The organism is Rhizobium sp. LjRoot258 (assembly GCF_964254185.1).
Classification (GTDB): domain Bacteria; phylum Pseudomonadota; class Alphaproteobacteria; order Rhizobiales; family Rhizobiaceae; genus Rhizobium.
In genome coordinates this window covers 1-13,879 of the sequence record NZ_CAXUST020000004.1, presented here as the reverse complement: position 1 = coordinate 13,879, position 13,879 = coordinate 1, and the positions used below count along the sequence as shown (strand labels likewise).

General features: G+C 59.2%; 17 protein-coding genes and 1 pseudogene. 8 read left to right on the top strand and 10 right to left on the bottom strand.

Features of this window, described 5'->3' with window-relative positions; translation table 11 throughout:
* The first annotated feature begins 758 nt into the window (after positions 1-758).
* A complete protein-coding gene (locus tag ACSQ9D_RS33010; protein ID WP_436285994.1) occupies positions 759-1,217 on the top strand; it encodes a DoxX family protein in 459 nt (152 codons plus the stop codon).
* A 952-nt stretch (positions 1,218-2,169) separates the two neighbouring features.
* On the opposite strand, the gene ACSQ9D_RS33005 is transcribed toward ACSQ9D_RS33010, so the two are convergent.
* From ACSQ9D_RS33005 to ACSQ9D_RS32995, 3 genes are read right to left on the bottom strand one after another with little or no spacing between them, the layout of a single operon-like run.
* Positions 2,170-2,334 (bottom strand): hypothetical protein, encoded by a 165-nt coding sequence (locus ACSQ9D_RS33005; RefSeq protein WP_436285993.1) that lies wholly within the window; start codon positions 2,332-2,334, stop codon positions 2,170-2,172.
* Positions 2,335-2,375: 41 nt separating this feature from the next.
* Entirely contained in the window at positions 2,376-2,498 is a 123-nt protein-coding gene (locus ACSQ9D_RS33000; RefSeq protein WP_436285992.1) for a hypothetical protein, read from the bottom strand.
* Positions 2,499-2,540: 42 nt separating this feature from the next.
* A complete protein-coding gene (locus ACSQ9D_RS32995; RefSeq protein WP_436285991.1) occupies positions 2,541-3,014 on the bottom strand; it encodes a Rid family hydrolase in 474 nt (157 codons plus the stop codon).
* Positions 3,015-3,190: 176 nt separating this feature from the next.
* On the opposite strand from ACSQ9D_RS32995, the pseudogene ACSQ9D_RS32990 reads away from it, so the two are divergent.
* Positions 3,191-3,771: pseudogene (locus ACSQ9D_RS32990) on the top strand (hypothetical protein); the annotation flags it as partial.
* A 226-nt stretch (positions 3,772-3,997) separates the two neighbouring features.
* On the opposite strand, the gene ACSQ9D_RS32985 reads toward ACSQ9D_RS32990, so the two are convergent.
* The 6 genes from ACSQ9D_RS32985 to ACSQ9D_RS32960 form a co-directional block, all read right to left on the bottom strand.
* A complete protein-coding gene (locus tag ACSQ9D_RS32985; RefSeq protein ID WP_436285990.1) occupies positions 3,998-4,180 on the bottom strand; it encodes a DUF1275 family protein in 183 nt (60 codons plus the stop codon).
* A gap of 11 nt (positions 4,181-4,191) precedes the next feature.
* Positions 4,192-4,422, bottom strand: coding sequence for a hypothetical protein (locus ACSQ9D_RS32980; RefSeq protein ID WP_436285989.1), 231 nt, complete (start codon positions 4,420-4,422; stop codon positions 4,192-4,194).
* 111 nt (positions 4,423-4,533) lie between these two features.
* Complete coding sequence (locus ACSQ9D_RS32975; RefSeq protein WP_436285988.1) at positions 4,534-4,959, bottom strand: DoxX family protein; 426 nt, start codon at positions 4,957-4,959, stop codon at positions 4,534-4,536.
* An 11-nt stretch (positions 4,960-4,970) separates the two neighbouring features.
* Positions 4,971-6,854, bottom strand: coding sequence for an amidohydrolase (locus tag ACSQ9D_RS32970; RefSeq protein WP_436285987.1), 1,884 nt, complete (start codon positions 6,852-6,854; stop codon positions 4,971-4,973).
* A gap of 28 nt (positions 6,855-6,882) precedes the next feature.
* Complete coding sequence (locus tag ACSQ9D_RS32965; RefSeq protein WP_436285986.1) at positions 6,883-7,152, bottom strand: XapX domain-containing protein; 270 nt, start codon at positions 7,150-7,152, stop codon at positions 6,883-6,885.
* An 87-nt stretch (positions 7,153-7,239) separates the two neighbouring features.
* The gene (locus tag ACSQ9D_RS32960; protein ID WP_436285985.1) at positions 7,240-7,920 is read right to left on the bottom strand and encodes an isochorismatase family protein; all 681 of its coding nucleotides are present in this window, start codon (positions 7,918-7,920) and stop codon (positions 7,240-7,242) included.
* Positions 7,921-8,728: 808 nt separating this feature from the next.
* Here ACSQ9D_RS32960 and ACSQ9D_RS32955 point away from each other — a divergent pair.
* Positions 8,729-8,914, top strand: a complete 186-nt coding sequence (locus ACSQ9D_RS32955; RefSeq protein ID WP_436285984.1) for a hypothetical protein — start codon at positions 8,729-8,731, stop codon at positions 8,912-8,914.
* Between the two features lie 851 nt (positions 8,915-9,765).
* Here the strand turns inward: ACSQ9D_RS32955 and ACSQ9D_RS32950 are convergent.
* The gene (locus ACSQ9D_RS32950) at positions 9,766-10,869 is read right to left on the bottom strand and encodes a sensor histidine kinase (RefSeq protein ID WP_436285983.1); all 1,104 of its coding nucleotides are present in this window, start codon (positions 10,867-10,869) and stop codon (positions 9,766-9,768) included.
* Between the two features lie 469 nt (positions 10,870-11,338).
* Between ACSQ9D_RS32950 and ACSQ9D_RS32945 the strand changes: the two genes are divergently transcribed.
* The 5 genes from ACSQ9D_RS32945 to ACSQ9D_RS32925 all read left to right on the top strand — a co-directional run.
* Positions 11,339-11,608 carry a hypothetical protein gene (locus ACSQ9D_RS32945; RefSeq protein WP_436285982.1) on the top strand — a complete coding sequence of 90 codons (270 nt, stop codon included), beginning with the start codon at positions 11,339-11,341 and terminating at the stop codon, positions 11,606-11,608.
* 137 nt (positions 11,609-11,745) lie between these two features.
* Entirely contained in the window at positions 11,746-12,369 is a 624-nt protein-coding gene (locus tag ACSQ9D_RS32940) for a cytochrome P460 family protein (protein WP_436285981.1), read from the top strand.
* A 51-nt stretch (positions 12,370-12,420) separates the two neighbouring features.
* The gene (locus tag ACSQ9D_RS32935; protein ID WP_436285980.1) at positions 12,421-12,618 is read left to right on the top strand and encodes a hypothetical protein; all 198 of its coding nucleotides are present in this window, start codon (positions 12,421-12,423) and stop codon (positions 12,616-12,618) included.
* Positions 12,615-13,244: an FMN-dependent NADH-azoreductase gene (locus tag ACSQ9D_RS32930; RefSeq protein WP_436285979.1), complete on the top strand. Its 630-nt coding sequence runs from the start codon at positions 12,615-12,617 to the stop codon at positions 13,242-13,244. The genes ACSQ9D_RS32935 and ACSQ9D_RS32930 overlap by 4 nt, the downstream gene beginning before the upstream one ends.
* Positions 13,245-13,290: 46 nt before the next feature.
* Positions 13,291-13,879 (top strand): NADP-dependent oxidoreductase (locus ACSQ9D_RS32925; RefSeq protein ID WP_436286183.1); only part of this gene is annotated, 589 nt, incomplete at its 3' end.

Below are 13,879 nucleotides of genomic sequence, written 5' to 3'. Positions count from 1 at the left end.
CCGATGGTCGAGATGCGATAGAGAGCGTGCCGGCCAGATGGATCAGAAGTTGGCCTCCGGTATGTGCCAATGACAGAAACCGCGCCTCTGGGAGTAATAAAAAAGCATGTCCGGCCAGCGCGTGAGAGACGAGGTCACCAAGCAGTTTTGCATTAGCCCTCGGGGAAATTTAGTGTCGCACGAAATTATTTCGAGTGCCCGGAGCGGTTCAGCTCTTAGGTCCGCCTTGCAGGCAGGATAATCCTCTGCACGGGCTTCAGCTTCGGCCACTATGGTTTGAAGAGCAATCGCGACGGCGTCTGCGACCGCGAACACAGCAGCGAGCGCCGAGCTATCGAAACCATAAATGCCAGTTATTGGCGATATTCCGCTATTTATTCATAATAGCGTCAGCTTTGGACCGCCCCATGGCGACATTAGACAATTCATCTATATGGCGGCGGCTAACGAACGGCTGTGCTCACTAACGCAAAATCAGGGGTAGAGATAATGGCCAAGCGCAACGCAATCTCCCCGGCGACTCCGCGCGCTCTTTATGAGATCCACACCGATCCAGCGACGCTGCATGAGGCCTCCTGGTCCATTCGCAAAAGGGGCGTTCGGCAACGGCCCACAGTTGACGTAATCTGGGCTTTCGACTTCGAGATCATGGTCATCGCGTGCATCCCCGCATCGCACTAGGCGACCACATGACAAGCGTGATGCATACGAATGCGCGGGAACGACTGCATTATCATTGACAAATGTGGAGGTTCACGATGACTGACTTAGGATCCGGGAGGATCAAAGACGAAGCGCTGCTTATCGCTCGTATATTTCTCGCCGTGCTGTTCCTCGTATTCGGTTGGGGCAAACTCACCGACTATCCCGGAACCGTCGCCTACATGATGTCGGTCGGCGCTCCCCTGCCATCCGTCCTTGCGCGTTTGGCAATGGTGATCGAGTTTTTTGGCGGCATCGGGCTGGTACTTGGCATCTGTGTACGGCCACTAGCGTTGTTGTACGCACTCTTCTGCCTTGTGGCCGGTTTAATTGGTCATCGTTATTGGACCCTGACGGGGGAGTACGAGTACTTCATGAACAAGATAAACTTCTATAAGAACATCAGCCTCATGGGTGGTTTTTTCCTACTGTACGTCACGGGAGCTGGAAAATACTCAATTGATGCAATGTTGGGACTGGCTGGCGCGCCGCCGCGACGGACACGGGCTCCGTGAACGCGGCTGCGGCCGAGCCTGCTGATAGATATGATTGAGCTTAGCGCTCATGATCAGCCTCGCGATGAAGGCGGTGCAATCGGCACCACGACGCGACGACCTGTCGGAGAGACATGACTTCCTTGCCGGAACAACGCGATTCATGTTCAGGTTCGTCGGAATGTAGCGGTTCGTGGTCGCGATGCCCTGGGTGAGCAAGATAGCGGCGGACTATGGTCACGTCGGTACCCGGCTGTAGAAATAATGCGACGGCACGATTCTGGCGACCATGTTCGATCGAGATAGGCGCCACTACTGCCCCGCCCGACTATGTCGGGTAACCATGATCTGAACTGTAAACGTCTTAGGACCAAAGGGATTTCTCCGACAACTCCTCGCGGGCAATCGCATTGCCATCGAAACCGGCGTGTTGCCCGCTACTGTTAGCTAACGGCCAATCATTCCGCGCGACCCCAAAAAAACCACCGGTGTTGCTCCGCACAAATATCGTTCCGACTTGATGTTCGAGGAAGCCAAGTGGGGTGATGCCGACATCCAAGCTTCCGCTTACCGATCGCCGATTTGCGGTTTCGAGGATTAAGGTTTTTCACGCCGCTTTTATTGCGGAGCATGGGCTGCAGCCGGGGTACTGGCGCAGGAACAACTCAAATGGATAAACGGCGCATTCTTACGCGGGCTTGATCATATTCGTGCATAGGCCGGCCGATGCCGTATCGCCCCCTCCACGATCTCCGCGCCCCGTCGTAGGTATCGGGTCCAGTCGCGCTGGAGTTCCAGAAGGACCTGGATCCACGACGTCGGCTCTCCCGCCGCTTCGAACCGCCGCATCGCCAGATCGTGACTGACCGGAGTGACCCCACCAGGCGTCGCCGACGACGTCTACCTCATACCCCACCGCCCGAGCGGACAGCATTGGAAGAGTCACGCATATTTCCTTCAACCGATCCCAAGATCAGCGTCGCCCGATCGCCTCGATTGCGCCGCGCGCAGCGTCGTGCTCCCACATGTTCATGTTGCGGCAGTCGATAGCGACCACTTCGGGAATCGCGGCCTGAGTTGCGGGCATCAGGAGACCGCCGTAGACCGTTGTGGCGGATGTCGACGCCAGGATCGCCATGCCGAAAACCGTGCCAGTGGGATCACGTTGTTCGGAAGCATTTAGCGGTCAATCGATCCTACGCCGAAAGTAAGTCCCGGCTTGCTGATCGACCACCGCGAAGGCGCATCCTTCGGCTCGAACAGGATGTCGGGAATTGCCCTCGCGGTTTCAGGTTGTGTCATGATTTCGATAGCTCCAAACATCGGGAATTTATCACCGCGCCTTCACTTCGCTCCCGACAGCACAGCCTTGAAGGTGATTTCGATGAGCTGTTCGGGAAAGGCCAGTCTCGTCACACCGATCAAGTTGCTGGCGCACTGAGGTCGCGCCGTGCCGTAGGCCTCCTTGCGCACCTTGCCCGCGGCGGCGAATGCGGCGTCGACATCGAGGACATAGAGCGTCTCCTCAACGACGTTGTCCAGCGTTGCCCCGAAGCGCGCCAAAAGCTTGACCGCATTGGCGTAGGTCGCCCGCATCTGCTGTTCCAGCATCGTGAACTCGGACGGCTTGCCGGATTCATCGAGAGAAGCAGGCGCAATCAGGTTTCCCTTCTGGTCGTGGCTGAACTGGCCGGAGACATGGATCGTGTCACCAACCTTGATTGCCTGTGCGTATCCGTAGGCATCTTCCCACGGCACACCGAAATAGGCGGCCTCTTTACCATTCACTGCGACCGCGTTTACGTCGTTGCTTTGCATATCGAGCCTCCTGGCTTCTTAATCTGGCGTCGCGTCTCGGTGGCGACCCTGAAAGTTTCGGTACGTCGATGCTTTGGAGGATGACCTTGCAACGCCGGCGAGGGAAATCACCTTTGGCAATCGAGTCGATAGGCGATCGTTATTGCCTCCGCTGGCTGGCCATTCGGGCCTAGGCCACGATTGTCCGCGTCAATCAGCGTGGGGCACGCATCATCAGGAACAAGTGACAGTCTATGGAAAGGTCACGGGGATTGATCAGCAAGATTAATGCTCTCGTGGCTAGCAATGGCCTTCACGTACGGGGGGCGATGAGTCCCGGCGAGGCCCACAACAATCGGCTCGCGGGCAAACTCCTGAACGACACGCAGCCGTTAAAATCGCGGCGCGGACCGGGCATGTAGGTGTGCACCAGAAGTCCGACGCGGCCGAAGATGCGGCTTCGATGCCATGGAACAGCGCTTCGCGCCGAATCCTCGTCTGATATCCGGGTCAAAGCTGCCCGCAGACCCTTGTTATCACGCCGATTGGATTAAAAAGCACATGGGCCAACATCCCGTCAAAAGCAATCGCAGCGATCCAATCTGCTTCAGCCCTTATCCGTACCGCGCCCGTAACTGGGTCGAACGGTTCTTCAATCGGATCAAGCGATGTCGTTGGGTCGCCGCACGCTATGACAGCCTCGCCTCCAATTGCCCTGCCTTCGTGCAGCTTGCACCCATTCGGCTGTGTTTGGTTGCTGCGTTATGAGTCCGCACCTGGATGGGCGACGGTGCGATCCGAGATATCCTGGAACAGTCGATACATGAGTGCCCGATGAGTCGCGAACCGTGGTCGTGGTCTGGGCATCCGGCTGGAGCATCACAACGCGAGGCTACTGAGGGCCGGCACCGCCAGTAGGGGCCGTACAAAAAAGCACCACGTTCCAAACTGAATGTAGAAGGCTGCCGCGAAGCGGCAGCCACGTGCGACGGCGCATACGGCAATCAAAAGCCGGACCAAAAGTGGCCGATAGAGTCTTTCGACTCCGTCGGCGTGCCGTGCAGCAGGTCCGCAACATCGATCATGATCTGGGTCGTCGTTCCCGTCATCAACGTCGACGACGGTGCCGAGGTCAGATGAATACAATAAGCAGCATTCTGGACCGCCATCGCGATGACGAGCAGCATCCTGGTGAAGATTAACGGCCAACCGTCAGGATCGGCAAAAAAAACCGAAGTGAATTGTCGCGATCCCCCACAGCCGGGAACAGGAATTCCAAAACGAGCATCCAGAGCAACGTGCGTCGGGGCGCGGCCGTTATCATCAACATGACATGGCGTACGAAGATGATGGCAATCCAGAAGATGGCAAGTGCCAGAAGCTTGGCGATAATGCGTGAACTGTGATGGGCAACGGTTGCACCGATCATCACGAAGTTGCCGTAACATGAGCGGTGAGAAGGCCATTAAGGGCGAGAAAGCCGACTGTATCGACATAGCCGCCGGTGAAGCTCAGAGCGGTCGGTAGGTTCAGCTTCACGTCATTGCTTCCTCAAATCGAGCCACGCAACGAGCAAGAATCCGCCGACCAGACCCAGATGCTCGAAGAAGGAATTGGCGGCCATGAAGCGCTCCATGCCTGCCGGCAGCTCCCAGAAGGGGAGCACCAGAAACGTGGCGAGCAGCGTGAAGGCCCCGAGCACGAGGGCCCCGAGCCAGCGAAAGAACCCTGCAAGGATCATCACCGAGGCGGCAAGCTCCAGGATGATGACGAGCACGGCAAAGAGCGGCGCCGGCGAAAGCCCGAAATGGGTCATTTCGCCGATTGCGCCCGGAAAATCCGTCAGCTTGTTGAGGCCGCCTTGCAGATAGGCGGCGCAGAGGCCGAGATATGCGACAAAGCGCATCCGGGGCGCCCCGAAGATCGGGCGGACAAGGTTTGCAAGCTTCGCTTCCAGGGCGAACATCTCGTTTCTCCTCAAACGGCCCAGCAGGCACAGCCGAGGGCGCCCCAGAAACTCTTGAGATCGGCCACCGGCAGCTTCGAGGCCCAGGCGGAGGCATGGGCGTGGCCGTGGACGTTGCAGTCGTTGGCGCAGCCGCAGGAGGCGATCATCCGGCGGTGCAGCGAGTTCATTCCGGCACCAGGCTCGCCCCAGGCGGCATAGCCCTTGAAGGTTTTGACCGGCGACCAGTCGGGCATGGCGGGCGGAACGGGGTTCTCGTCAAGCTTGGCAAAGTCGCCGGCGCCGTAGACGATTCTGCCGCCGACCATGGTGAAGTCAGAGGTGAGGAAGGAGATTTCCTCCTCGGAACAGGCGAAGAAGTCCTTGTCCGGCACGATCAGATCGGCGAACTGGCCTTTCTCGATGCGGCCCTTCTTGCCCTCCTCGTTGGAGAACCAGGTGACGTTTTCCGTCCACATGCGCAGCGCCGTCTCGCGATCGAGGCAGTTGCGGCGCGGATAGATCTGCATACCGGCAACCGTCCTGCCGGTAATCATCCAGGCGAGCGAGACCCAGGGATTGTAGGAGGCGACGCGGGTGGCGTCCGTGCCGGCTGACACCTTGATGCCTTTTTCCAGCATGCGGGCGACGGGCGGGGTGGCTTCGGCGGCGCCCAAGCCGTAGCGCTCGACGAAGTATTCGCCCTGATAGGCCATGCGGTGTTGAACGGCGATGCCGCCGCCAAGCGCCGCGATGCGATCGATCGACTGTTCGGAGATCGTCTCGGCGTGATCGAAGAACCAGTTCAGGCCCTCGAGCGGGATGTCCTGGTTGACTTTCTCGAAGACGTCGAGGGCGCGGCTGATCGTCTCGTCATAGGTGGCGTGCAGCCGCCAGGGCCAGCGGTTTTCGGCCAGCACACGCACGACCTCTTCCAGCTCGCCTTCCATCTCCGGCGGCATGTCCGGGCGCGGCTGGCGGAAGTCCTCAAAATCGGCGGCGGAGAAGACCAGCATCTCCCCGGCACCGTTGTGACGGAAATAGTCGTCGCCCTGCTTGTACTTCACCGAGGCGGTCCAGTTGAGGAAGTCCTGCTTTTCGGCCTTCGGTTTCTGGGTGAAGAGGTTGTAGGCAAGCCGCACCGTCATCTGTCCCTCGTCGGCGAGCTTCTGGATGACGGCATAGTCATCGGGATAGTTCTGGAAGCCGCCGCCGGCATCGATGAGGCCGGTGATCCCGAGACGATTCAGCTCGCGCATGAAATGGCGGGTGGAGTTGACCTGGTAATCGAAGGGCAGCTTCGGGCCCTTGGCGAGCGTCGCATAGAGGATGCCGGCATTGGGTTTTGCGAGCAGCAGGCCGGTCGGATTGCCATTGGCATCGCGGGTGATCTCGCCGCCGGGCGGCTCCGGCGTCTCCTTGGTGTAGCCGACGGCGCGCAGGGCGGCGGCATTGAGCAGGGCCCGGTCATAAAGATGGAGGATGAAGACCGGCGTATCGGGGGCGATCGCGTTGATCTCCTCGATGGTCGGCAGGCGCTTTTCGGCGAACTGGTGTTCGGTGAAGCCACCGACCACGCGCACCCATTGCGGCGGCGGGGTGATCGCTACCTGCCGATTCAGCATGCTCATGGCGTCGGCAAGCGAGCGCACGCCGTCCCATCTGAGCTCCATGTTGAAGTTCAGGCCACCGCGGACGACGTGGGTATGGTTGTCGATCAGCCCCGGCAGCACGCGTTTGCCCTTGAGATCGACGATCTTCGTATCCGGGCCGGCGAGCGCCATGATCTCGTGGTCATCGCCGACGGCGAGGAACTTGCCCTCCTTGACGGCGACGGCGCTCGCCGCCGGATTGGAACGATCGAGCGTGGTGATCAGGCCCTGGTGAAGGATGATGTCGGCTGTCGCGTTTTCCATAATCTTCGTCCTCGGGCGAAAGCGGGTATCAGACCTTCTCAGAAGGATTGACGTCGGAGGGCGCGCCGCCCTTCGGCAGGTGGCCGAACATATGCGGCTTGACCTGGTGGAGCCAGGAGACAGCCGCCGAATCTTTGTTGATCAAGGTCTTGGCAAAGGGAATGACCTGCTCCCCGACGAGAATGCCGAGAAGGCCAACGAGCGCCACCACGGGCGGCGCCGGCGAGCGGACGTTCAAGAGGCTGTAGACAACGCCAACGAGCAGGCCGGCGCCGAGCGAAAGCAGGTAGATTTTCATGGGTGATACTCCACTCGACCCTTTCTGAAGGTTGCCGCATGCCAAGCTTCTCATGTCATGCGAGCCGGCACGTGACCAACGCTGTAACTATTTCGACTGCTTCATGACTTCTTGGGCCTTCTGGTAGCTTTCGGCGACCGCGGCGTAGTTGGGTGCAGCCATGCCATAGAGCTTCGCAAGTTCCGCCGCCTCGGGACGCTTCCACGTACGGTGCATCTCCGACAACAGCGCATTCGTCGATGTTGGGATAACGCCGCCTTGGACGAAACGAGCCAGCGTCGTTCTCGATGCCAATTCACTCGGATCACCGGAGGCGTCGATAACCGCGTAAACGTCGAAACCAGCCGCCTTGGCGTCGAGCGCCGGGAACATTACGCAGACACTGGTCCAAACCCCCCCCATAATCAACGTCTTCTTGCCGGTTGATCGTACGGTCTGGACGAACTCTTCGTTATCCCAAGCGTTGACTTCGCCTTTGCGTGGTACGTAGACCGCATGCGTAGCATACTCGTGGATTTCGGGCATAAGAGGGCCGTTCGGGCCGCTCGGTTCGGATGCGCTCGTAATCAACGGAATCTTCAGCAGAGATGCCAGCCTTGCGATCATCTCGACGTTCCGCCGAAGATCTGCGATTGCGATATCCTTAACCGTTTGAAACAGGCCCGACTGATGATCGAGCAACAGGATCGCCGTATCGGAGGGATCAAGCAGAGCCTGCCCGCCACCCGTAGGCAGCACACTTGACTTGGTTTTCGGCGCGTTTGCCATCAAAGAATCCCCTTGAGATTTGTGTTCTTTCCGTTGCGTGTTGGCGCTCTCAACTTCGCTGCATGCCGCGAAAGCAGCAAGTGGTTCAGAGCTGAGGTAACTTTGAATAGATCGCACAAAACTGTCTAATAGCTGGCAGTTATAGTTTTGATAGATCGCGCTCGGTCACTGTGCTTGCGCTCGTTTCGAGCACGATCTCCGACGCGCCACCTGTACCGATAGCGACCTTGCCTTTCAGATCGGTGCTGCTCCTGATCGCGCTCCGAAAGACCTGGTCGGGCGAATAGGGCAAGTCCGCGCGCGGGATCCAACCGTCCGGGCCGCGCGACGAGCTCCGCCTTCGTTGGTCACGACTGCGGCCTGACACTCACATCGACGAAGCGCCACGTCAGAAGCGCATTTGGGTGCCTTTCGCGCTGTTTCGGAAGGCGTCCCGGCAACCTCGAAGCAAGCGCTGAGGCTCACGACGGAACTGCTTCGACTTAGAATCCCTCCTCCACTGGGCGCGGTCGTCTTACACGTTGGTATCGCATCACAATGCCTAAGTAGAATAGGTTCGCGGAACGAATAGGCGCATTCTGCTCCGTACTAGCCACGGCCTCTATGGAGGAACAATGCGTAATGTCATCGGGATGCCGTCGCACCGCGTGTTCCTTGCACCGGCAGCCGACAAGCAGCTGGGCTGGAGCCGCAGAGCTATCCGCGAGTGCTAGACCGCGTTCCCTAAGTCCCTTTGTCGAAGCCCCCAACGAAACTAAAGGCGCATTGAAGCGACGGTCGCTTCAATGCCTCTGACCGGATTCTGACCATGAAAACCGCTTCCACACTCATCCATATCCTCGCACTTGGCACCTGCTTCGTGGTGCAACTCGGCGCGCCGGAGGGGGCGCGGATGCCGGGCGTTCGGCGCGCCTTACAGACGATCGAAAACGACAGCGCGGCATGTGAGCGAGGTGTCCTCACCTGCGATGGCCGGCGTATTGTAACCGCATGAGGTGATAACTTGAGCAGGGCAAAATGCTATGCGCGCGTTACTCACCTTGGCGCCAACGACAGACTGCCACGCGGCATTCAACCCTCGGCGCACGACCGACCTGGCCGGGCACGTTCCCGATCATGCCACCATGGAGGTATTGGACGCTGACTTTTGTGAAACTTGTCCCTCGGTTCCGCGATCGAAAAGCATCCGACGAATGGAGCGTCGGGATGGGCGGGCAATTGACGACAACGGCTCGGCCGTCGGCCCATTGATAATGATTGCCGCGGCAATGCTGGCAATAATCGCCTACCTTGTCACGAAGAGCACGTTCGCGCCCAGCCCCCATACTCGAGTTTTCGTACCGCTTGAGACAGGCTCCTGCGATGGCCGCCATGGACCGGACCGTCACATGTTACGTCAATGGCCGCAACTGCGAGCAGCATGATGACGACATATAGAACGGCAACAGCGCCCGCGATCTCTGTGCAAGTATCGACGTAGAAAACCGCTGCGGAGAGCGTGACAGCAATCAAGCCGAAGGCCTCCTTCAGCATCGCGAGCGCTAAGTATTGTTGATGCGATCGACATTGCTCACCAGTTTATTTGGTCCCGACGCTCGGCCGTCGGCATTTCAAGCGTCCGGCCCTTACAAAAAGAAGGCCGTCTCCCGTCGGATGGAGACGGCCTGAGGTGGATCTTGGGAGGATCCGCAGCTTCATCGGCGAGGGGAGAGACGCCAAAGCCCGGTAGGAGCCTTCAACGACATTTAGAGCAGCTCGGGGAGAATCTGTTTTCGCGAGCAGCATCCGTCTCGGCATTCTCTGCATCTGCCGACCGGTCGTCCAAGGTGCCGGTTCTGAAGATTATTACCGCCTTGAAGGTACCAGGTGGAAGACGCCTCCGTCTCGCGACGGGGTATAGCCGATACTCGAAGGAGCCGAATGCGAGCAACTGTCATCACCGTTCAGCTTTCCCACTGGACCAGCAGTCTCCCCCTCGGGGACACGGGGGAAAATCAACTGGATCGCGGTTCCGACGCCTAACTCGGATTGTAATTGTATCCATCCCCCTCGGCGCTTGACAAACGCACGAACTTGGGTGAGCCCAAGGCCCGTTCCGACGCCAACGTCCTTCGTTGTGAAATACGGCTCGAAGACGCGGCCCATGACCTCTTCGGTCATCCCGTAGCCGTTGTCGCGGACTGTGATTGCGACCAATCCACCGTACGCATCCGATTGGGCGGTCACATTCTTGGCGGAGACGACAATTACGCCGCCTTTACGCGTGGCAGCATCAGCGTTGCGACACAAGTTCAGCAACGCAAAATAGAGTTCATCGGGATCAGCTTTCACCGTCCAGAGGCCAGATTCAATCTCTAATTCCATCAGGGTGTCTGGGCTCAACGACGGACGCAAGGCCTCGACGGCGACTGACAGCTGTGCCGGTGTCGTGCCGGCGTAGCTGCTACGGGCAGGACTCTCGCGGTCCAGTAGCCTTCGCGTCAAAATCGCACCTCTGTCGACCGCTCCACGCAAACGGCTAAAGATCGCCTTGCGGACATCGGCATCGCTTTGGCGCTCCAGAAGGCGAAGGCCACCATCGATCACGGCCAGAAGATTATTCATATCATGCACAACGCACTTTGTAGTTTCGTCACTGGAGCCGTGCCGAGCCGGTTCGAAGCACGCCGAAAGGGCGCCGAACTCCGCGCCGGGCAGGGCGCGGCGTAGAATTCCTGAGACCTCTCCGTTGGTGCCAACCACCGGGATGTCGACAGACCGGAGCGCAGGCGCCGGTCCGCGCGTCCCGCCGCACGCGAGGGGACCGACCGAGGCGGCAAAGAGGCGCCCTTCACCGATTGCCACGCCCGCACCATCCGCCAGTACAACAATGTTTTGCGGAAGAACCTCGACAACGTGATCGGCGTTCGAACAGGGGCCGATTGAATCGCGCCCATCAGCATTCTGCATATCTACCTCCTGGTCCGCAATTCGAGGCGATCCGCGTGGGACTGCGGTCGCTCTTCGGTGTGGCGTCGAACGGCAGACTGGATTCCGACGCGCAGAAAAGAAAATCACCTCTTGCCATCGAGTCGATAGCCGAACGTTATTGGGGTGTTGTCCGCACACGTGCGATCGCTGCAAGCGAGTTCAAGGCCTCCAGCGCGTGCCACATGGCGCCTGCCGCGCGGCCGATGTTGACATTACGAGATCTTCTCGCGCGAAAACCGGTGATCGGGCGAAAGCAATGCGGCTGGCCGGCACCTCCGATACCGACGATTTGTGAACAACGTCGCGGCAACATTCCCCATCGCTATGGAAACCATACATACGATCTATTGGATAACTTTCTCCAGCGCTGCGAAAACTGAGGATCTTCGTCGCGGATCGCATCGAGGGCAACCCAAGACGGACAACACTCTTGTCGTGGAGAAAAGGTATGCGTATTGCCCTACTGATCGCTGGAGCGATTGTCAGCGCGGTTGCTATAACGGCCGCATTCGCCGAGTCCACGTACAACTACAGACGGGCGACGACAGCACGTTATCTACCCGAGTATATCGAATCGGGAGATCTGATCTTCCCGAAGAATTCCAATAAATGGGCATACGTCGGCTCGCCGCGAGGCATTTTAGCCGAAAAGTTGAGCGGCGCCGACGTTACGGGCAAGGATTTTAGGCGTTACGCTGCCAGCGGAGGCCGGCGATGATTGCAACGTCAATTCCCACGAATCGAAGACACCAGCAGCCAAGCTGCAGCCCAAATCCGAATGCGCCTTCTGTCGCATCGCGAGCGCCAAGAAAGCCGGCGTCTGGAGCCAGTTCTATCCGCTGCTGGACAAGTGAGATGGTCAACGAACGCGACCGGTTCGCCAATATAAGGAACATTGCCATGAGAATCGCCAACGCCTTTTGCGTCGCCCTGGTAGGGTTGTCCGTGATCGGCACCGTCACTGCCTACGCGCAGACGGACAAGCGCTCACAGTACAGCGGAACAGCCGCGACCGTTGTCGACGATAAGGGAAATCTCCGCGTGCCTTCCGACTATCGGACCAGTTATCAGGTGCTGGGTAGCTGGGCAGTGGCCAAAGACGACGGTCCAGGCTCGAAGGATCTGCACGTGGTCTATGCATCGCCCGGAGCCATCGCCGCATATCGCAAGGACGGTCACTTTCCGGACGGCGCCGTTCTCGTCAAGGAAGTGTTTCATGCAGCTACTGGTCAGATGACAACCGGAATCGTAAGTCATGCCGACACCCTCGTTGGCTGGTTCGTCATGGTGAAAGACAGCACCGGCCGATTTCCAGGGAACAAACTTTGGGGCGATGGCTGGGGTTGGTCCTGGTTCGATGCGGCTAATCCGCGGAAGACCACATCCACCGACTACAAGACGGACTGTAAGTCCTGTCACATTCCCGCGCAAGGCTCAGACTGGATCTATACTGACGGCTATCCGGTCCTCAAACGCTAAGCAGAGAACGGCAGCAGTGTCCTGTTGCTTCCAAGGCTTTAGAAGCTGCGCATGGACGCTGACATGATGTGTCGAATGGGCCGTCTGCCCGGCGACGTTTCCACCAAAGAACACATGACTGAGGAGACAATTCCCATGAAGGTAATCGTGGTAACCGCCAAGCGCGAGAGGGGAAAAGCGCTTGAAGCAGTGTTCTTGAAACAACTCGCCGGGATTGGCGATGTGAAGTTGCTGAGATCGCTCGCATGAACATCCTCCATATTGATTGCAGCCCGCGTCCAGAATCGCACAGCCGCCAGCTTTCGGGTGCGATTGTCAAAAAACTCCTTAAGGCGACACCTGACGCGAGCATCACCCGGCGTGACTTCGCCCCCGCGCCTTTGCCCCATGCGGCGCCCGACTACGCGACCACCCTGTCGTCGCCGGCCACGTTGGCGGCCCCGCTGAAAGGCGCGCTTGATCTATCCGAGGTGCTTATTCGGGAAGTCGAGGCGGCCGATGTGATCGTGATCGGAACCCCCATGCACAACCTCACCGTTCCGTCTGTCCTCAAGGCCTGGATCGATCAAATCCTTCGCGCCGGTCGCACTTTCATGTCGACGCCGGCAGGGAAGGTGGGAATGCTCCGAGATCGTCCGGTGTTCGTCGGCATCGCTTCCGGTGGCGTCTTTACTGGCGAAAAAGCGAACCAGCCCGATTTTCTCACACCGTATCTGTCGGCCGTGCTCGCCTCCACGGGGCTGAAAACTCTGCAATTCTTCCCCGTTCAGGCCACCGCGTTTCTCGACCGGGAACAGGCCAGATTAGCGATTGAGAGGGCGCTTGCGCCGATTGATCTGACGTTCCTGGCAGAGGTTCCATGTCCGATCGAGTGACGGGTGTCGCCGCATCCGAGAAAAATGAACTGAGGAGACAATGATCATGAAGGCAATTGTGGTAACGGCTCAGGCTGCTGGAATGGCCGGGATGAAGCTCGTCGAGCGGCCCGACCCACAGGCAGCCATAAACGACGTCGTCGTTGAGATTCATGCGTCGGGCTTCGTCCCGACCGAGCTCGCCTGGCCTTCGACCTGGGCCGACCGCGGGGATCGTGACCGAACACCGTCGATCCCCGGCCACGAACTGGCCGGAGTGGTCACGGCACTCGGCTATGGCACGACAGGGCTGTCGGTCGGGCAGCGCGTGTTCGGCCTCGCGGACTGGCATCGCGACGGCACCCTGGCGGAGTTTGTCGCGATCGAGGCCCGCAACCTTTCGCCGCTTCCGGGTGACGTTGACTTCACGGTGGGCGCCAGCCTGCCGATCTCGGGCCTGACCGCGTGGCAGGGACTATTCCAGCACGGCCGCCTTCAGGCGGGGCGGAGCGTCATCGCGCACGGAGCGGCCGGCGCAGTCGGCTCGATGGTGACGCAGCTCGCGCGTGAGGCCGGCGCCTATGTCATCGGCACCGGACGCGCCGCCGACCGCCAGAAGGTGCTCGACTTCGGCGCGCAAGAGTTCGTCGACCTCC